Genomic DNA, 18,595 nt, shown 5'->3' with positions numbered 1-18,595 from the left:
CTCATGGCCCTTCACCTGACGCTGGCGGCCGCGCCCGGACTCCCGGCCCCGGCGGCTGCCTGGATCGCCGAGCATTCCGAAGCAGTTTGCGGACTGGAGGCCGGCCTCAGCGCTGCGCCGTTGGCCGCATGGCTGCGCGCGCGGCTGGCCGGCGTGGCCTTCACGGTTGCCGGCCACGGCTTGGCTTCGCTGACCGCCGGGGTGCACCCGCTGGTCGACGGCGCCGTCGTGGTCTGCGCCCCGGAGGACGCCGTCTTTCCCCTTCGGGATGTTTTCCCGCTGCCGCCGCTGGGGCTGGCCGTGACCGCGGGGCCCGACGCCGGCCGGCTGTTCGGCCTGCAACGGGGCAGTTTCACTGTGGGCCGGCATGCCTGCGCACTGACGATCGCGGATCCGTCCTTGTCGCGACTGCATGCCACGCTGGAGGTAACCGACCGCCACGTGCTGCTCCGCGATGCCGGATCGGCCAACGGCATCGTCTGCGGCGGCAGGCGCGCCGGACGTGTGGTGCTGGCGGCGGGGTGTCCCGTGTGGATCGGCAACAGCCAGCTGCGGCTGATCGTGGGCAGCGAACCCGGCGAACCATTCCTACCGGATGCCGAGCTGGCCGTTCCGGTCCCGGTGGCGGAAAAATGCCCGGAACCGAAGACCACCATGACGCTGTTGCTGGCCGGGCTCCCGCTCATCGCCGGCCTGGCCCTGGCCCTGCTGACGGGCATGTGGTTCTTCCTGGTCTTCAGCGCCATGTCCCTGCTGGCCGCCGGCGTGCCGTACGCCGCCGGGCGCCGCCAGCGCCGACGCTACCGGGCGGCAGTGGCCGCGGCCGCGGCAGCCGATGCCCGCCGCCGCCAGCTGGCGGCCCCGGACGCTGCCGCCCTGACAATGTCCCTGCTGCGCCGCGGAACCCCGGCCGGAGGTCCAACGGTGCACCGGCCCGTGGGCCGGCCGAGTCCGGAACATGCCTGGGTGCGACTGGGCACGGCCAGCCTGCCGGCGCACATCGGCGCGGCGGAGGCGCCGGTCCCGGAGCCTCCGCTGCTGGAGCACGTTCCGCTCTGCGTGGACCTGATGGCCGAGCACCGGCTGCGGTTCGAGGGAACACAGTCAGGGCTGGACGGCATGTTGAGGTCGGTGCTGTTGCAGGCAGCCGCCCGGGACGGCGGAAGCGTCCTGCAGGTGGTCTGCTACGCGTTGCCTGAACCGGTCCGGTCGTCGGCGCGGTTCCTGCCGGGAGTCCAGCTGGCGGAGCGGCCTGGGCAGCTGGCCGAGTTGCTGTCCGAGGGACGCGGCAGCGCCGTCTTGCTGGTGGCCGGACGGCATGCCGAGGCAGCGCGGGCGCTGGCGGGCTGCGCCGCCCCGGCGGCCGAGCTGTGGTTTGGCGGTCCCGCCGGACCGGGGACGCGGATCGAGGTGTCGGGAGCGGACAGCCGCCTGATCCGTGACGGAGGAAACGTACGGTTTTCGGCGGACCTTGCCACCGCTTTGGTGCTGGATCGCTTTGCCCGGCTGGCGGCGGTCTCCGGAAAGGGCGCGGAGCCCACCGGATCAGTGCCCGCCGGCTGCCGGCTGCAGGCATTGCTTCGGCCTCAGCCACTTGCCCAGCGCTGGTCCGACGGCGACCGCGCTCCCGGCCTGACCGCCGTCCTCGGCGCAGGCGCCGCCGGACCGCTGGCGCTCGACCTTGCCGTGCACGGACCGCATCTGATGGTGGCCGGGACCACCGGCGCCGGCAAGTCCGAGCTGTTGCGCAGCCTGGTCCTCTCGCTGGCCCTGACCAGGTCGCCCGATACCGTCAACTTCCTGCTGGTCGACTTCAAGGGCGGTTCCGGGCTCGGCCCGCTCGCCCGGCTGCCGCACTGCGCCGGCCTGCTGACGGATCTGACGCTTGAAGCGGTGAACCGGGCGCTGGCCTGGCTGCAGGCGGAAGTGCGCCGCCGCGAAACGCTGCTGGCCGGCCTCGGCCTCAGCGACATCGCAGCCTGCCGTCCGGGAACGTTGCCCCGGCTCGTCGTCGTGGTGGATGAATTCCGGATGCTCGGCGAGGACGCGCCGCAGGCGCTTCCGGAACTGATGCGCGTGGCCACGGTCGGCCGCGCCCTCGGCATTCACCTGGTGCTTGCCACACAGCGGCCGCAGGGTGCCGTGTCATCCGACATCCGCGCCAACGTCACCACCATGGTTGCGCTCCGGACGCAAAACTCGGCCGAGTCGCGGGACCTGCTTGACTCGCCCGTGGCGGCGGACATCCCGGTGACCGCACGGGGCAGGGCCTATCTGCGCGTCGGCACAGGGGCTGCCGTGCTGTTCCAGTCAGCCTCCAGTTCCCTGCCGGCCGCAGGTCCGGCTCCCGTCTTCCGGACCGTGGACGACTGGCTGCGGGAGGAAGAGGGACCAACAACGGACCTTGCGGAAGGAACCGAACAGCTCGAGCACCTGGTGACGGAAGCTGCCGGCGTCGTCGGCGGGCTGGGCCTGGCGGGAGCCAGAGGGCTGCTGCCAGCCCTGCCCACCGATCTGGCTGTCGCCGACCTGGCCGGTGACCCGTCCTCGCTGCACACCGGCGGGGAGATCGCGATCGGGCTCTTGGACCTACCCTCCCGGCAGCGGCAGGAACCCCTGCACTGGCGGCCGGAGCGCGACGGGCATCTGGCGGTTCTCGGCGTCGAGGGCGGCGGGCACCGGGAGTTCCTCCGGACGCTGGCGGCCCAGGTCCTGGGCAGCCCGCCGGAGCGTCATTGCTATGTCCTGGACGGTGACGGATCGCTGGGCCCGGTGTGGCGCGCGGAGCGCACGGGAGCCTACGTCGGACCGCAGGACGTCGAGCGCGCGGCAAGGGTGCTCCGCCGTCTGGCCAACGAGGTCGCCTCCCGGCTGGGCACCCTGGCGTCGACGCCGGATCCGGCCGCACCGGCGGCCGGTGTTCCGTTGGTCCTGCTGGTGAGCGGATGGGGCCGCTGGCTCGGTGGATTCCGGTCCGGCCGGCTCGGCTGGGCCGAAGATTGTGTGCAGGACATCGCCCGCGATGGCCAAGCGACGGGAGTCGTCCTGGCCGTGACCGGGGAGCGGGAGCTGGCCAGCAGCCGGTTCCTGCCCCTGGTGGCCAACAGGCTCCACCTTCCCACCGGCACCGGTCCCGAGACGTTGATGAGCTGGCCGCGGCTTCCGCCGATGGAACCGGTGCCGGGCAGGGCGCTTGTCCAAGGGCGGATCGGCGGCGGGGGCGGTGTCTGCCAGTTGGCCACCGACGCGGCGGGCGCTCCCCCGCCTGCCGGGGCCCTGATCCGCCCGTTCCGCGTCGAGTCGCTGCCGCGTTCCGTTGCCGCGAGCGCGCTGCCACGCGTCTGGCACGGGAGTCCGGTGATCGGGGTGGAAGGGGACGAACTGGAACCTTCCACCCTGCCGTTGCCGGCCGGCGAGGTGTATTTGGTCCTCGGACGGGAAGGCAGCGGAAAAACCAATCTCTTGGCCCTCCTGCAGCGGGCGCTCGACGGGCTGCGGCCCTGTTCGGCACCGTCCGACGGCGCGAACGCCGACGGTTTCTGGGCCGGCCACGCGCCCGTCGCCCGGGGTACGGTGCTGCTGGTCGACGACGCCGCCAACTTGGGCGTCCGGGCCCAGGAGGCGGTTGCCGCCCTGGTTGCCGCCGGCGCGTCGGCCGTCGTCGCAGCCTGCCCCGGGCCGCTGTTGCTGCAGCAGGTCCCGCTGGCCCTGCAGGCCCGCGCCGGTGGGCGCGGCATGGTCTTGTCACCGCGGGCCGGGGCGGATGCTGAATTCTTCGGTGTCAGGCTCGACGACGGGTGGAGACCGCCGGGACGGGCCTACCGGATCGGAACCGGTAAAGCCGTGCCGTTGCAGGTCGCCGTGGCTACAGAGCGCGCGGAGCGGCACCCTTGACCAGGAAAGCCGTCACGGGCTTGGTCAGCAGCAGGCCAAAGGAGGCTCCGGCCGCCACCAGCAGGACCGGGCCGAGCGCAAACTGGCCGCCCTGGATCATCGAGATGGCCACCACCACAACGAACACCTGCCACACCAAGGCGGCCGCCCTGGTCCAGCGGTAGCCGCGGAACAGAAAATGCCCGACCACCAGCAGCCAGATGCCGAAGACCAGCATCAGGACCAGCAGGAAGATGCTGCCGGCTAACGATATCGGGGTCTGCGTGGCCAGTCCGTAGCCATACAGTGCGGCTCCGGCCAGCAACGCGAGCGCCTCCAGAACGACGGCTGCGGCGATGATCAGGATGGCAATCGGGCGGGAGGCAGGGCTGGACGAGGGGACAGGCATTGACACATTCGCACCCTACCTTAGATAGTCAGGTATCAGCTTCCGGACCGGGAGCCTCACCAAACCACCCGTGTGATGAATGACTCACGAATTACGGCCGGTTAAGTCGGCATGACCCCTTGTTTACATGGATTTAACATGAAACGCTGGATGGCGAAGCAAAGGGGGCCTGTCTGGCTCCCTTTTCTATGAGTCTGTTCGTGAATGTTTTCACGAATTCCCAGCCGGACACTAAACCGGACACCATTTAGAGGAGTATGTGATCAGCATGGATTGGCGTAGCCGCGCGGCATGCCTGGATAAGGACCCCGAACTGTTCTTCCCTGTGGGGAACACCGGGCCGGCACTCCTGCAGATCGAAGAGGCCAAGAGCGTATGCCGACGCTGCCCGGTAATCGATACCTGCTTGCAGTGGGCCATCGAGTCCGGCCAGGACGCCGGTGTATGGGGCGGGATGAGCGAGGACGAGCGCCGTGCGCTCAAGCGCCGCGCTGCCCGGGCCCGTCGGGCGTCCTAACCCGAACCCAGGTTTGATCAGAGGCCGCTGCCGATTCCGGCAGCGGCCTCTTGCATTCCACATGCCCAGCTGGCTTCGGCTCAGCGGGCCGCATGGTTGTTGAGCACCAGGTCGATCCGCACGCAGGTTCCGCCGCCATCGCGGGGCGTCCACTCGATCCGGCCGCCCAATTCGCTGGTGACCAAGGTCCGCACAATCTGCAGCCCCAGGCCCTCCCGCCGAGGCTCCTCGGGCAACCCCACACCATCGTCTTCCACCGAAACGGTCAGCAGTTCCTCCTCACCGCGCCGGGACCGCCGGGCAGTCAGCAGGACTGTGCCGTGCCGCCCGGCCAATCCGTGTTCGACGGCGTTGGTCACCAGTTCGTTGATGACCAGCGCCAACGGGGTGGCGAATTCGCTGGGCAGTTCGCCGAACTCGCCGCTGCGCTCGGTGCGGACGGCCTGGGTGGGTGAGGCGACCTCGGCCGAGAGCCGGAACTGGCGCCCGATCAGTTCATCGAAGTCGACGTTCTGCGCCAGGCCTTGGGAGAGCGTCTCATGGACCAGGGCGATCGTTGCCACCCGCCGCATGGCTTGTTCCAGCCCCTGCTTGGCTTCGTCGCTGACCATCCGCCGCGATTGCATGCGCAGCAATGCCGCCACCGTCTGCAGATTGTTCTTTACCCGGTGATGGATCTCCCGAATGGTGGCGTCCTTCGACACCAGCTCCATCTCCCGCCGGCGCAGTTCCGAGACGTCCCGGCACAGCACCAAGGCACCGAATCGTTCCCGCTCATTCCTCAGCGGGATCGCCCGGAGCGAGAGCGAGACGCCGCGGGATTCGATCTCCGTGCGCCAAGGCATCCGTCCGGTCACGACCAACGGCAGAGTCTCATCGACCATCCGCCGGTCCTTGAGCAAGGCAGTGGTCACTTCGGCCAGGGAGCGGCCTTCCAGTGACTCGACGTCGCCGAGCCGACGGAATGCGGAGACGCCGTTCGGGCTGGCGTACTCCACCACCCCGTCGGCATCCAGCCGAATCAGTCCGTCTCCGACCCGGGGGGCGCCGCGGCGCGACCCGGTCGGAGACGCGAAGTCCGGCCACAGCCCCAGCGTTCCCATCTTCAGCAGGTCGTAGGCGCACTGCCGGTAGGTCAGCTCCAGCCGCGACGGCATCCGGGAACTGGACAGGTCCATGTGCGAGGTCACGATTGCCAAGGTCCGGCCATTGCGGACCATGGGAACCGCTTCGACGCGCATGGCCATCTCGGTGGTCCAGTTCGCCTCCGACGATCGTTCGATCGTCTGAGACTCCCGCGCCGCGTCCACCAATGGCTTCAGGTCGGCACGGATGCGCTCCCCCACGAAGTCGCGGTGGAACACGGTGTGGGTGGTCGACGGGCGAACGTGCGCCAGGGCGACGTAGCTGCCGTCCGGCGTCGGGAACCACAGGGCCAGGTCGGCGAATGCCAGGTCCGCGATGAGTTGCCAGTCGCCGACCAGCAGATGAAGCCATTCTGCATCGCCCGGTCTGAAGTCGGCGTAGTCGCGGATGGGGTCGGTGAAAATGGCCAAGCTACCGCCGCACTGTCGAGCGCATCAGGCGCAGGGCTACGGACAACGAGGCCATGTCGTCCTTCTCGAGCTTGTTCACTTCTTCGAACATGTCCCTGACACGCTTGATGTTCTCGGCGTTGGCCTGCTCCCACTCGTCGATTCTGGCTTCCGCCTGCTCCCCCGGCTGGGTGCTTTGCATCACCGCAACGGTGATGTCGGTGACCGTGGTGTACAGGTCGTCGCGCAGGGCGGCCCGTGCCAGCGACTGCCAGCGGTCCTCCCGCGGGAGCGCAGTGATGCGCTCGAGCAGATCGTCGATGTCGAACCGGTCGTAGACCGTGAAGTAGACGTGCGCGACCGAAGCGACCGGCTCGTCCACCTGTCCGGCGATCCGGGCGACGTCGAGCAAACCGAAGCTCTCGAACTGCTCGGCCCACTGCCGGGCGATCTCCTCGGGCAGTCCGCGTTCTTCCGCATTGGAGAGCCATCCGCGCACCCGTGCCAGGTCGTCACCGCGCAGGTACTTGACCAGTTGGCTGCGCAGCGGGTCCATCTGCGGCTTGAACGCGGCGATGCCGTCAGCGACCGGCGTACCGCTGTCAACATGGTTGATGTACCAGCGCACCGCCCGGTCCAGCAAACGCCGCATATCCAGGTGCACCGTGCACCAAAGATCCGTCGGGAAGCTGGCCGGTAGTTCGTTCAGCTCCGCCACCAGCTTGTCGAATTCAAAGATCTCGCGCAGCGCCACGAAAGCCCGAGCGACGTCGGCCTCCGAGACCGAGGTCTCCTCCAGAACGCGGAAGGCGAAGGTAATGCCGCCCATGTTGATCATGTCGTTGGCCACCACGGTGGCGATGATTTCCCGTCGCAGCGGGTGGCCGGACAGCTCGTCGCCGAACCGCTCGACCAGTTCCTGCGGGAAGTAACCGCGCAATACCCGGTCGAAGTACGGGTCGTCGGCCAAATTGCTGACGGTCAGGGCATGGGTCAGTTCGATCTTGGAGTAGGCCGCCAGAACGGACAGCTCCGGCGAGGTCAGGCCCAGGCCGGCGTCGATCCGTTCGTGCAGTTCCTCGGTGGTCGGCAGCGCTTCCAGCTCCCGGTCCAGTTCCGCATGGTTCTCCAGCCAGTCCATCAGGCGTTCGAAGCTCGGGCTCGCCTTGGTAATGTGCTGGCGGTCATTGAGCAGCAGGACGTTCTGGTCGATGTTGTCCTGGATCACCAGCCGGCCGACTTCCTCGGTCATCGAGTGCAGCAGGCCGGACCGCTCCTCCACCGGCAGTTTTCCGGCGGCGACCATCTGGTCCACCAGGATCTTGATGTTGACCTCGTGGTCGGAGCAGTCCACACCGGCCGAGTTGTCGATGGCATCGGTGTTGAGGATGATCCCCTGGCTGGCGGCTTCGATGCGCCCGCGCTGGGTCATGCCCAGGTTGCCGCCCTCACCGATCACCTTGACTCTCAACTCGTTGCCGTTGACCCGAATGGGGTCGTTGGCCTTGTCCCCCACCTCGGCGTTCGACTCGGTCGAGGCCTTCACATAGGTGCCGATGCCGCCGTTGTACAGCAGATCCACCGGTGCCCTCAGGATGGCCTGCAGCAGTTCGGGCGGGCTCATGCTCGTGACCTGCGGATCCAACCCGAGGATGCCCCGGACCTGCTCGGAGACCGGAACCGACTTCACCGACCGCGGGTAGACCCCGCCACCGGCGCTGATCAGCTTGTCGTCGTAGTCGGCCCAGGACGACCTGGGAAGCTCGAACAGGCGGCGGCGCTCCTGGAAGGAGGCAGCGGCGTCGGGATCAGGATCCAAGAAGATGTGCCGGTGGTCGAAGGCAGCGACCAGCTTGATGTGCTCGGAGAGCAACATCCCGTTGCCGAACACATCGCCGCTCATGTCTCCCACCCCGACGACGGTGAAGTCCTCGGCCTGGGTGTCGACGCCGAGTTCGCTGAAGTGCCGCTTGACCGATTCCCACGCTCCGCGGGCGGTGATGCCCATTTCCTTGTGGTCGTAGCCAACCGAGCCGCCGGAAGCGAACGCGTCGCCCAACCAGTGGCCGTACTCCAGCGAGATGTCGTTGGCGATGTCGGAGAAGCTCGCGGTTCCCTTATCGGCTGCCACCACCAAGTAGGTATCGTCGCCGTCCATCCGGACCACCCGCTCGGGCGGCACTACCTTCTGGCCGGACTCGGTCCGGACCAGGTTGTCGGTGATGTCCAGCAAGCCGCGGATGAAGGTCCGGTAGCTGTCCTGTCCTTCCGCCATCCAGGCGGCGCGGTCCGCCCCTGGGTCCGGCAGGCGCTTCGCGTAGAACCCGCCCTTGGCGCCGGTCGGTACGATGACCGCGTTCTTGACCGTCTGTGCCTTGACCAGGCCCAGGATTTCGGTGCGGAAGTCCTCGCGCCGGTCGGACCACCGCAGCCCGCCGCGGGCCACGTCGCCGAACCGCAGGTGGACGCCTTCGACGCGCGGCGAATAGACCCAGATTTCGTACTTCGGCCGCGGGAACGGTGCGCCTTCGATCCGCGCGGGACTGAGTTTGAAACTGAAGTACGTCTTGTTCTGGAAGTAGTTGGTGCGCAGCGTTGCCCCGATCAGGTTGGACAGCGAGCGCAGCACCCGGTCGGCGTCCAGCGTCGGGACGGCGTCCAGGCCGGCTGCCAAGTCGGAGCGGGCGGCCTCGACCGCTGCTTCGCGGTCGCCGTCGAGATCCGGATCAAAGCTGGCGTTGAACACCGCCAGCAGTGCCCGGGCCACGTCCGGGTTGGCCAACAACGTGTCCGAGACGAACGCGTAGGACACCAGGTTGCCCAGCTGCCGCAGGTAGCGTGTGTAGGCCCGCAGCACTGCCACTTGGCGCCAGCCGATTCCCTCGGCCAGCACCAGCCGGTCGAAGCCGTCCGATTCGCTGCGCCCGGTGACGGCGGCGCCGAAGGCTTCTTCGAGCAGGCCGCCGGTGGCAATCGGATCGACGCCGGCAGGGTACCGGAGGCCGAAGTCGTACAGGAAGTAGTCTTCCCCGTCGGCCGTCATGATCTCGAAGGGCCGCTCGTCCAGCACTTCGAGCCCGGTGTTCTGCAGTATCGGCATGATGTTGCTCAGCGACCGCGCCTCCGGCAGATACAGTTTCAGCCGGGCGTCGGCGGCCAGGACATCGGTCCTCTTCTCGGGAACATAGACATGCAGGACCGGGGCGGCCTCGGCTTCGCCACCTTCGTAGCTGCGGAAGCGGCTGATGTCCTCGAGCGCGTCTTCCACTTCATAGTCCACCCGGTAGCTGGGAGGGAACGCGTCCTTCCAGTTGGCCGAGAGCCGGGCGGCGGCCTCGCCGTCGAAGTTGGCGCGCAGCACCTCGTCGATGCCCTCCGACCAGGACCGGGAGGCCTGGGCCAGCCGGCGCTCAAGCTCGGCGGTATCGACCTTCGGCACCCCGGAATCCCGCTTGAGCCGGATGCGGAAGAACAACCGGGCCAGCGCGGATTCGGACATCCGCGCCTCGTAGTCAATGCTCTGCGGGTCGAAGGTGCGGCGCAGCTCGCCTTCGATGCGCAGGCGGACGGCCGTGGTGTAGCGGTCGCGCGGCAGGAACACCAGCGCGGAGACGAACCGGCCGTAGACATCCGCGCGCAGGAACAGCCGGGTCCGGCGCCGCTCCTGCAGCCGCAGGATGCCCATCGCCGTCGCCGCCAGCTCGTCGGTGTCCATCTGGAACAACTCGTCGCGGGGGTAGGTTTCGAGGATCGAGAGCAGATCCTTGCCGGAGTGCGAATCGGCCGGGAAACCGCTGTGCCGCAGCACGGCCGCGACCTTCTGCCGGACAATCGGCACGTTCTTCACCAAACGGTTGTACGCGCTGGTGGCGAAGAGACCGATGAAGCGGCGCTCGCCGTCGACATTGCCCTGCGCATCGAAGCTCTTCACCCCGATGTAGTCCAGGTACGCGGCGCGATGTACGGTGGAGCGCGAATTCGCCTTGGTGATCACCAGGGCACGTTTCTCCCGGGCGCGGGCGCGGCCTTCTTCGGTCAGGTGCTGGACGCGCCGTGCGTCGGCGACGCGGCGCATCATGCCCAGGCCGCTGTCCTGACGGACCAGCAGGACGTCTTCGCCGTTCTGGGTGACGAGGTCGTACTCGCGGTAGCCCAGGAAGGTGAAATTGCCGTCGTCGAGCCATTCCAGCAGCGCCTTGGCTTCGGCCAGATCGGGAATCTCCTCGGCGCCGACCACCGAATCCAGCGACGCGGCCACCTGCCGCACCTGCCGGCGCATGGCCGGCCAGTCCTCGACCGAGGCCCGGACGTCCGCCAGGACACGCTTGAGCCCGGCCTCCAGCTCGGCGGCCTTCGCCGGGTCGATGCGGGCGGTTTCCACCGCCATCCAGGATTCGATCCGCAGGACCTTGCCGCTGCCGGCCTCGAATGCGGCCAGGTTCGGCAGCGCTGCCGTGTCCCCGCTGGAGACTCCGGCGCTGGTCGGGACCCGCTCCACGCCGGTCAGGTCGTGGCTGTCCCGGTCGCGGGTTGCCACAAAAGTCGGGTGCATGATCATCCGGATGGCAATGCCGTGCCGCACCACCTCAGCAGTGACCGAATCCACCAGGAACGGCATGTCATCGGTGACAATCATGACGACGCTGGCGTCGGGTTCGTCATGGATCCCGATCACAGGTTCGGCCGGGGGCCGGTGGGCGGCCAGTTCCCGGTGCGCCAGTGCCCGGGAACTGAGCACATCGGGACTGTAGCTGGCCGCGTCGTCCGCTGCCAGATGCTCGTAGTATTTGGCGATGAATTCCTCATCGTTCGTTGCTGAGCTGGACAGATCCGCCATGCTGGATCCAGTCGACATGTAAAACGCCTCCGATAGGTGTGTCCAAACCGCGCCTTTGCGGTCCTTGCGCAAGCCTAACGCGGCACGTTCAAAACTTCACTTTGACCAGAGCCCGACGGCGCGGTGCCCGCCTGGGTGCCGACAGTTGGCTTCCTGCCAACCCGGCAATGGCATGGCGCAGCGCGGAGTCCGGCGCGGACTCCAACAGGACCGATCCGCCCAGGAGCGCGGCATCGGCTGCCGCCGGATCGGCAGGCAGCATGGCACGGATCTCGCGCACCGGCCCGAACCGCTCCCACGCCTCCCGCAACTGCGCCTCCGGCCGGGCCCCCACCGCCGCCGCCCGGACCTTGTTCAGGACCACCTCCGCGGACGTCGAAGGGACCGCGTGCTCCAGTTCGTCCAGGGCCCGGACCAGCCGCGGCAATCCGACGGAATCGGCGCTGCCCACTGCCAGCAGCCGGTCCGCCAGCTCCAGCACGCGCAAGGTAGCCCCGTTGCGCCGCGGAGCCATCGAGTCGAAGCTCAGCTCTTCTTCGTGCTCCAGCGAAAACCCGCAATCCACGACGACGACGTCCGCCAGCGCGCGCGCCAGCTCCAGGACCGTTCCCAGTGCCGACGGCCTGAGCTCGGTCCAGCGGTCCACCCGGGTGATCCCGGTCAGCACCCTCAGCGACGTACCGGTCACCGCCACTTTCAGGCAGACCCGCTCGAATGCCTCCCTATCCAGCATGCCCTGGTCCGCCATCCGACAGGCATGGGCCAAGGCCGCAGATTCGTCCAGCAGGCCAAGGAACGCTGCCACACTGGCCCCATAGGTATCCGCATCGACCAGCAGGGTCCGTTGCCCGGCGGCTGCGTATTCGGCGGCGAGGTTGACCGCCACGGTGGTGCGGCCCGGCGCCCCGGCAGGACCCCATACCGCCACCAGCTCGCCCTTCGCGGCCGGCATTCCAGGTTGCCCCGGGTCGGCATCACGTGGCCGCAGCGCGCCGGCGGGGTCCGCCAACCCGGCCAGTCGCGGGCCGGCCGCTCCCGCTGCAGCTCGGGCCGGCGGCCAGGTGCCCTGCAACTGCGCCGCCGACTCGGCCACCAGTGCCGCCAGGGCCTCAGGCTCGACCGTTTCCGCACCGGTGCGGATGCCGAGCGCCTCGAGCCGGAGCCGTTCGCCGTCGTCGTCGGTGAGCGCCACCACCGAGACCTCGGCGCTGTGCAGCCGCTCCAGCACCCCGCCGTCAAGGTCCTGGGTTTGGCCGGCGATGATGGCGGCGCGGGCCAGTCCGGATTGCGCCGCCGCCAGCAATTCCGCCAGTTCGGCGCAGCGCCGGACCACCGTCACCGGCCCGTGCAGCCGCTCCAGGCCGGAGACGAAGTCTACGGCCGCCGTGCCCAAGGTGAGGACCGGCAGGCTCACGAAGTGCCGCCCGGATTGAGCACCACGTTGATGCGGGCGCCGTTGGCGAGCGCGTGCAGCAGCGCCGGCAGGGTGTCATCCCCGACCAGCACGTGCAGCCGTTCCGCACCGGACGAGCCGAACGCCGTGGTGGCGTCCGCCAACTGCGATACCTCGGCCGCGGCAAGCAGCAGTTCAGGCTGGTCGAAGCCGTTCCGGCCATCGAGTAGGGACACCCAGACGTCCACCCTGGAGCCGGGGCCGGCGCCTTCCGGCAGCGGGTTCTCAATGTTCAATCCGATCGGTTTCCGATCCAGGTCATCGGCCGTGCCCAGCACCGAGGCCGGCAGCAATTCGCCGCCCCGGATCAGCGCAGTAGCGACCGCGCCTGCCGGCAGCCCGGCATCCGCCGGTAGATAGCGGGCCGAGGCGTCGCCCAGCCTCACGTCGACGACGATCAGGTCATCGGCGGAAACCGCCTGCCCCACCGCGATGTCAGATTTGGCCGCCAGCACACCCACGGTTTGGTCCGCGGTGGCCACCAGCGCGGAGACCCCTGCCACTGACGCCAACACCAGCAGCAACCCCACCAGCAGGCGCGGATCTTTCCAGGACGGACGCTTCAACCGTGGTGCCGCGGTCTTTTCCGTGATGGCAGCGCTCAAGGATCTCCCCCTCAATCCCCGCGCTGGGCGGACAGCGATGCTGCGGTCCGAACCTGTGCTCCGGGACGCGGGTGGCACCATTCTGGTCGAGCCGGTGCCGCTTGGGAACTGCACCCGCCTGTTCCGGGCGCAATCTGTGGAAAACTAATCGCGTCAACAGCAGAGCCTCAGCTCCGTCAAACCGCATCAAACGGTGCCATAATGGGGAAACCATCCCCGTCCCCAAGGATCTGTCCATGCCACGGTTCCTCACTCTGGCCGATGTGGCCGAAGAGCTGCAGATTTCCTCGTCGCAAACCTACGCCCTGGTTCGCAGCGGCGAGCTGCCCGCCATCCAGATCGGCGGCCGGGGCCAATGGCGGGTGGAGCAGGTTGTGCTGGACCAGTACATCCAGGACAAGTACGCCCAGACGCGTCGGTTGATCGAAGAAGCCAAGTCGAACGCGGAGTGAGCGTTCAGTCCAGGCGCCGCGAAACGAGTGCCGCGATGGCTGTGAACGGCACGGTGTAGACCGAACGGACATTGGCCGCGCGCCGGTCCTCTCCGGACGGTACCGCAGCGATGTCGAAGGAATCAGCCCCGACCCTGTCGATCACTCCCTCAGCCGCCGCGGTGCCGGAGTTGCCTGACAGATAGACGCCTACCGGAGCTCGGTCCCGGCCGAGCCCCCGCAGTGCCGACCCGAGTCCGAGCCGGCGCGCTGCGGACTCGGGTGCCACCGCATGCCGGCCCATGCCTTCGATCAGCTGCACGGCAGCCAACGGCACGAGCACGCTCCGCACGCCCTCGTTGAGCACTAGCCAGGTAGACCCGACGTGGGCTAGCGATCCGTCGAACCTGAGCTGTGCGCCAACGCTCACGCGCAGCTGCGTACCCATTTGTCCTCGCAGCCTGTTGGCGAGATCCACAGCGGCTAGCTCTATCCGGGCTCGCTCGTTGACCTCGGCCTCCAGCTCCAGCCGGTCCGCGGCGTGCAGCTGTGCCTCCAGATCCTCGAACAGGGCGTCCCATCGCATGGCGCAAGCCTAGGAAGCACGGACAAACATCGTCAATCGGGCCAGGGTCTTTACATCAACGCCGCCTAAGTGCCACTATATGGATCCTCAGCTTTCTAAACGCCATCAAACGACATCAAATGGCATCAAATCGAAGTTTAGGCACCGACTGGAGGGGCATCCGATGCGCCGAATCATCTCCGATCTCGTCACCGCAGGGCTGATACTCGGGAGCGGTGCCGTGTTGATTCTTGCCGGGACGAGGATCGGCTCCGGGTCGTTGTGGCCCCCGCACAACTATCAGGACGCGTTGGCGGTTCTCTCCATCGGCGCCGGTGCCGTTGTGCTGTGCTGGCTTCTCCTTGGCCTGGCGGCAGCCGCAGCCGGCGCCATGCTGGCGAAAACCGGACACCTGCGGCTGGCGGCACTGTCGGCCGCCGCGAGTCCGGCCTTCCTGCTGCGGTTGGCGGGCGCCGTCGTCGGGCTCAACCTGATGGTTGTTCCCGTCGCCCATGGTTCCCCTGCGGCCGCTACCGCCGGACTGCCGACGTCCACCGGCCCTACGGACACCGTCGGCATCGATCCGCTGTGGCAACCGGCCTATCCGGCCGGTGAAGTTGTGGACCCCTCGTGGCAACCGACTCCCCCGGCGGCGGCGCCCGGCATCGTCGCCAAGCCGCTGACCCGGCATGATCTCGGAAGCCCGCGCTCCGTAACCGTCACTGCCGGAGACTCCCTCTGGCATCTAGCGGCTGCCGAGCTCGGCCCGTTGGCGACGGACGCGGAAATTGCCGAGCGGTGGCCGGACTGGCATGCCGCCAACCGGAGAACCATCGGTCCTGACCCCTCGCTGATCCGTCCGGGGCAAACCCTCGTCGTTCCCCCGCCGCGTTAGGAGGGTCCCCGGGTCTCGCCGGAGCCGCCGGACAACGAGGTGACAGAGCAGCACCAACGCACAACCAGTGGAATGAAAGGGCAGGACATGGACAACGTTCGACGACTCCCGGACGCACGGACACGGGCGGAAGACGCGGAGGCTGCCGCGCAGGCGGACGCACTCGCCCCGGCCAGCGGCGCGCCGCGGCCACTGACGGTGCGGCGGGTCAATCCCGCCGGGCCCGACAGCTACTTCGCGCCGGTCATCCGCCTGCAGCCCAGGAGACCGGACCCGACCGAGGCGGACCGGCCATCCGGGCCCGGTGCGGTGTCTCCGCCGGTTCGGCTGCACCAGAAGGCGGATCCCGAAGCGGCGGCGGAATTGCGCCAGGTGACGGCGACGGCCCGGTCCGTGGCGCAGGCCTGTCTGGAAGCGGTTGCCGGCACGCGGCCGGTCCAGCAGTTGGCCCGCTGGCTCGATCCCGCCAGCTACGAAAAGCTGGCGCACCGCGCAGACATCGTCAAGGCGCACCAGGCCAAACTTCGGTCCGGCGGCGGCGTGCCGCTGCGGCTGCACCGGAGCGCGGTGGTCCGGTCCGCAAGGGTCTGCCGGGCTGCCGAGGGCGCCTACGAAGCGTCGCTCGTGGTTGTCGATGCCCGGCGGGTGCGTGCCATCGCACTGCGGCTGGAACTGGTCCGGGGGCTGTGGAAGGTCACGGCCTTGGAGATCGGCTGACCGGCGGCCCCAGGCTACTTCCGGCGCTTGCCACTCTTCGCGGGCCGCTTGTCCTTGGCTGCCTCGGCCTTGGCTGCGCTTTGGCGCTCCACCCGGGTCTCGGCCTCCCCGGACGCAGTCGGTGCCGTGAACTGCAGCGAGGCAGGGCGTTGCGGAGCTTCCAAACCTGCCGCCACGATCTGCGGCCCCGCGGCCGCCCGGGCGTCCGCAATACCCGGCGCAGTCACCTCGGCAGGCTGCTGGACCTGGACCTCGAGGTTGAAGAGATAACCGATGCTCTCTTCACGGATGGACTCCATCATCGTCTGGAACATGACAAATCCCTCGCGCTGGTATTCGACCAACGGATCGCGCTGCGCCATGGCGCGCAGGCCGATCCCTTCCTTGAGGTAGTCCATCTCGTAGAGGTGTTCCTGCCACTTCCGGCCGATCACCGAGAGCACCACGCGCCGCTCCAATTCGCGCATGGTCTCTGATCCGAGTGTCTGCTCGCGCTGAGCGTAGGAGACCTTGGCATCGGACACAATTTCAGCGCGCAGGAAATCCGCCGTGACCTTGGACCGGCCGCCGGCTTCCTCCAGCACTTCGTCGATCGTCAGCTCGATCGGGTAAAGCTGCTTGAGGTTGGTCCACAGCTGCTCATAGTCCCAGTCGTCGCCGTGGCCTTCCTGCGTAGCTTCGTTGACCATCGCGGTCACCACGTCCTCGAGGAAGAACGAGACCTTCTCGTGCAGGTCGTCGCCCTCCAGGATCCGCCGCCGGTCGTTGTAGATCGCTTCGCGCTGCCGGTTGAGCACGTCGTCGTACTTCAGCACGTTCTTGCGCTGCTCGGCATTACGGCCTTCGACCTGCGCCTGGGCGTTCTGGATGGCTTTGGACACCATCTTGGACTCCAGCGCCACGTCGTCGGGCATCCGCGAGGAATTCATGATCCGCTCGGCGGCGCCGGCATTAAACAGCCGCATCAGGTCATCGGTTAGGGACAGGTAGAAGCGTGATTCGCCGGGGTCGCCCTGCCGGCCCGAACGGCCGCGGAGCTGGTTGTCGATGCGGCGCGACTCATGCCGTTCCGTACCCAGCACGTAGAGCCCGCCCAGCGCCCTGACTTCGTCGTGCTCGGCCTGCACTGCCTTCTGCGTCGATTCCAGGACCGCAGGCCAGGCGGCCTCGTACTCCTCCGCGTTCTCGGCCGGGTCCAGGCCGCGGCGTTCCAGCTCGGACACGGCGTTGAACTCGGCGTTGCCACCGAGCATGATGTCGGTGCCGCGGCCGGCCATGTTGGTGGCGACCGTGACCGAGCCCTTGCGGCCTGCCTGTGCGACGATCGCCGCTTCACGGGCATGGTTCTTCGCGTTGAGCACTTCGTGGCGGATGCCCTGCTTGGCGAGCTGCTTGGACAGGTACTCGCTCTTCTCCACGCTGGTGGTACCGACCAGGACCGGTTGGCCCTTTTCGTGGCGGGCGGCGATGTCCTTCACCACGGCGTCGAATTTGGCGATCTCGTTCTTGTAGATCAGATCCGACTGGTCGATGCGCGCCATCGGCTTGTTCGTCGGGATCGGCACCACGCCGAGCTTGTAGGTGCTCATGAACTCGGCGGCTTCGGTTTCGGCCGTTCCGGTCATGCCGGAGAGCTTCCCGTAGAGCCGGAAGTAGTTCTGCAACGTCACGGTCGCCAGGGTCTGGTTCTCGGCCTTGATCTCGACGCCTTCTTTGGCCTCGATCGCCTGGTGCATACCTTCGTTGTAGCGGCGTCCGGCCAGAATTCGCCCGGTGTGCTCGTCGACGATGAGCACCTCGCCTTTGAGCACCACATAGTCTTTGTCCCGCTTGAACAGTTCCTTGGCCTTGATGGCGTTGTTCAGAAACCCGATCAGCGGCGTGTTCGCCGACTCGTACAGGTTGTCGATGCCGAGGTAGTCCTCGACTTTTTCGATGCCGGACTCGAGCACGCCGACGGTGCGCTTCTTCTCGTCGACCTCGTAGTCTTCGGTGTCCTTCAGCCGCATCACCACGCGGGCGAATTCTGTGTACCAGCGGTTGACGTCGCCGGAGGCCTGGCCGGAAATGATCAACGGGGTACGGGCCTCGTCGATGAGGATCGAGTCGACTTCGTCCACGATCGCGAAGTGGTGTCCGCGCTGCACCAACTCGTCGCGGCTCCAGGCCATGTTGTCGCGCAGGTAGTCGAAGCCGAACTCGTTGTTCGTGCCGTAGGTGATGTCCGCGGCGTACTGTTCGCGGCGGGTGGCCGGGTTCTGGTTCGCCAGGATGCAGCCGCTGGTCAGGCCGAGGAAGCGGTAGACACGGCCCATCAGATCGGACTGGTACTCGGCCAGGTAGTCGTTGACCGTGACGACGTGGACGCCCTTGCCGGTGAGCGCGTTCAGGTAGGCAGGAGCGGTAGCCACCAGCGTCTTGCCTTCACCGGTCTTCATCTCCGCGATGTTGCCCAGGTGCAATGCCGCCCCGCCCATGAGCTGGACGTCGAAGTGGCGCAGCCCCAGCGTGCGGCTGGCGGCTTCGCGGACCGCGGCGAATGCTTCAGGGAGCAGGTCATCCAGCACCTCGCCGTCCTGGTAGCGCTGTTTCAGCGTGTCGGTTTCCCCGCGCAGCTCGGCATCTGTGAGGGACTTAAAGTCCTCTTCCAGCACGTTGATCGCATCGGCGTAACCGCGCAGCCTCTTCAGCGTCTTCTTGTCGCCGGTACGAAGCACACGCTCGAGAATCGTTGGCACTACATTGCTCCCAGTCAGTC

General features: G+C 67.8%; 12 protein-coding genes. 5 read left to right on the top strand and 7 right to left on the bottom strand.

What is annotated here, in order from left to right; translation table 11 throughout:
- Positions 1–3 precede the first annotated feature (3 nt).
- On the top strand, positions 4–3,894 hold the full coding sequence (locus MNQ99_RS06935; RefSeq protein WP_241914907.1) for an FtsK/SpoIIIE domain-containing protein: 3,891 nt from the start codon (positions 4–6) through the stop codon (positions 3,892–3,894).
- On the opposite strand, the gene MNQ99_RS06930 is transcribed toward MNQ99_RS06935, so the two are convergent.
- A complete protein-coding gene (locus MNQ99_RS06930; protein ID WP_241915293.1) occupies positions 3,866–4,282 on the bottom strand; it encodes a hypothetical protein in 417 nt (138 codons plus the stop codon). The genes MNQ99_RS06935 and MNQ99_RS06930 overlap by 29 nt on opposite strands.
- 268 nt (positions 4,283–4,550) lie before the next feature.
- Here MNQ99_RS06930 and MNQ99_RS06925 point away from each other — a divergent pair, with 268 nt between their 5' ends.
- Positions 4,551–4,799: a WhiB family transcriptional regulator gene (locus MNQ99_RS06925; protein ID WP_086994524.1), complete on the top strand. Its 249-nt coding sequence runs from the start codon at positions 4,551–4,553 to the stop codon at positions 4,797–4,799.
- An 80-nt stretch (positions 4,800–4,879) separates the two neighbouring features.
- On the opposite strand, the gene MNQ99_RS06920 is transcribed toward MNQ99_RS06925, so the two are convergent.
- The 4 genes from MNQ99_RS06920 to MNQ99_RS06905 all read right to left on the bottom strand — a co-directional run bounded on the left by MNQ99_RS06920 (position 4,880) and on the right by MNQ99_RS06905 (position 13,229).
- Positions 4,880–6,355 (bottom strand): sensor histidine kinase, encoded by a 1,476-nt coding sequence (locus MNQ99_RS06920; protein WP_127511355.1) that lies wholly within the window; start codon positions 6,353–6,355, stop codon positions 4,880–4,882.
- Between the two features lies 1 nt (position 6,356).
- The gene (locus MNQ99_RS06915; protein WP_241914906.1) at positions 6,357–11,189 is read right to left on the bottom strand and encodes an NAD-glutamate dehydrogenase; all 4,833 of its coding nucleotides are present in this window, start codon (positions 11,187–11,189) and stop codon (positions 6,357–6,359) included.
- Positions 11,190–11,259: 70 nt separating this feature from the next.
- Complete coding sequence (locus tag MNQ99_RS06910; RefSeq protein WP_241914905.1) at positions 11,260–12,585, bottom strand: CpaE/TadZ family protein; 1,326 nt, start codon at positions 12,583–12,585, stop codon at positions 11,260–11,262.
- Positions 12,582–13,229 carry an SAF domain-containing protein gene (locus MNQ99_RS06905; protein WP_241914904.1) on the bottom strand — a complete coding sequence of 216 codons (648 nt, stop codon included), beginning with the start codon at positions 13,227–13,229 and terminating at the stop codon, positions 12,582–12,584. The genes MNQ99_RS06910 and MNQ99_RS06905 overlap by 4 nt, the downstream gene beginning before the upstream one ends.
- A gap of 236 nt (positions 13,230–13,465) precedes the next feature.
- Between MNQ99_RS06905 and MNQ99_RS06900 the strand changes: the two genes are divergently transcribed.
- Complete coding sequence (locus MNQ99_RS06900; RefSeq protein ID WP_136784652.1) at positions 13,466–13,681, top strand: helix-turn-helix domain-containing protein; 216 nt, start codon at positions 13,466–13,468, stop codon at positions 13,679–13,681.
- A gap of 4 nt (positions 13,682–13,685) precedes the next feature.
- Here the strand turns inward: MNQ99_RS06900 and MNQ99_RS06895 are convergent, their stop codons facing one another.
- A complete protein-coding gene (locus tag MNQ99_RS06895) occupies positions 13,686–14,246 on the bottom strand; it encodes a hypothetical protein (RefSeq protein WP_241914903.1) in 561 nt (186 codons plus the stop codon).
- Between the two features lie 163 nt (positions 14,247–14,409).
- Here MNQ99_RS06895 and MNQ99_RS06890 point away from each other — a divergent pair, with 163 nt between their 5' ends.
- Together MNQ99_RS06890 and MNQ99_RS06885 are read left to right on the top strand one after the other, a co-directional pair.
- A complete protein-coding gene (locus MNQ99_RS06890; RefSeq protein WP_241914902.1) occupies positions 14,410–15,120 on the top strand; it encodes a LysM peptidoglycan-binding domain-containing protein in 711 nt (236 codons plus the stop codon).
- 87 nt (positions 15,121–15,207) lie between these two features.
- A complete protein-coding gene (locus MNQ99_RS06885; RefSeq protein ID WP_241914901.1) occupies positions 15,208–15,837 on the top strand; it encodes an Rv3235 family protein in 630 nt (209 codons plus the stop codon).
- A gap of 14 nt (positions 15,838–15,851) precedes the next feature.
- Here MNQ99_RS06885 and secA read toward each other — a convergent pair whose 3' ends face one another.
- Positions 15,852–18,575 carry a preprotein translocase subunit SecA gene (gene secA / locus MNQ99_RS06880; protein WP_241914900.1) on the bottom strand — a complete coding sequence of 908 codons (2,724 nt, stop codon included), beginning with the start codon at positions 18,573–18,575 and terminating at the stop codon, positions 15,852–15,854.
- Positions 18,576–18,595 lie beyond the last annotated feature (20 nt).

Origin of the sequence: Arthrobacter sulfonylureivorans (assembly GCF_022637435.1) — a bacterium.
Lineage (GTDB): Bacteria > Actinomycetota > Actinomycetes > Actinomycetales > Micrococcaceae > Crystallibacter > Crystallibacter sulfonylureivorans.
This window is presented reverse-complemented; position numbering and strand designations above follow the sequence as displayed.

Coding starts and splice junctions, on each gene's coding strand:
- MNQ99_RS06935 (WP_241914907.1), top strand. CDS start 4: ATGGCCCTTCACCTGACGCTGGCGGCCGCGCCCGGACTCCCGGCCCCG.
- MNQ99_RS06930 (WP_241915293.1), bottom strand. CDS start 4,282: ATGCCTGTCCCCTCGTCCAGCCCTGCCTCCCGCCCGATTGCCATCCTG.
- MNQ99_RS06925 (WP_086994524.1), top strand. CDS start 4,551: ATGGATTGGCGTAGCCGCGCGGCATGCCTGGATAAGGACCCCGAACTG.
- MNQ99_RS06915 (WP_241914906.1), bottom strand. CDS start 11,189: ATGTCGACTGGATCCAGCATGGCGGATCTGTCCAGCTCAGCAACGAAC.
- MNQ99_RS06900 (WP_136784652.1), top strand. CDS start 13,466: ATGCCACGGTTCCTCACTCTGGCCGATGTGGCCGAAGAGCTGCAGATT.
- MNQ99_RS06895 (WP_241914903.1), bottom strand. CDS start 14,246: ATGCGATGGGACGCCCTGTTCGAGGATCTGGAGGCACAGCTGCACGCC.
- MNQ99_RS06890 (WP_241914902.1), top strand. CDS start 14,410: ATGCGCCGAATCATCTCCGATCTCGTCACCGCAGGGCTGATACTCGGG.
- MNQ99_RS06885 (WP_241914901.1), top strand. CDS start 15,208: ATGGACAACGTTCGACGACTCCCGGACGCACGGACACGGGCGGAAGAC.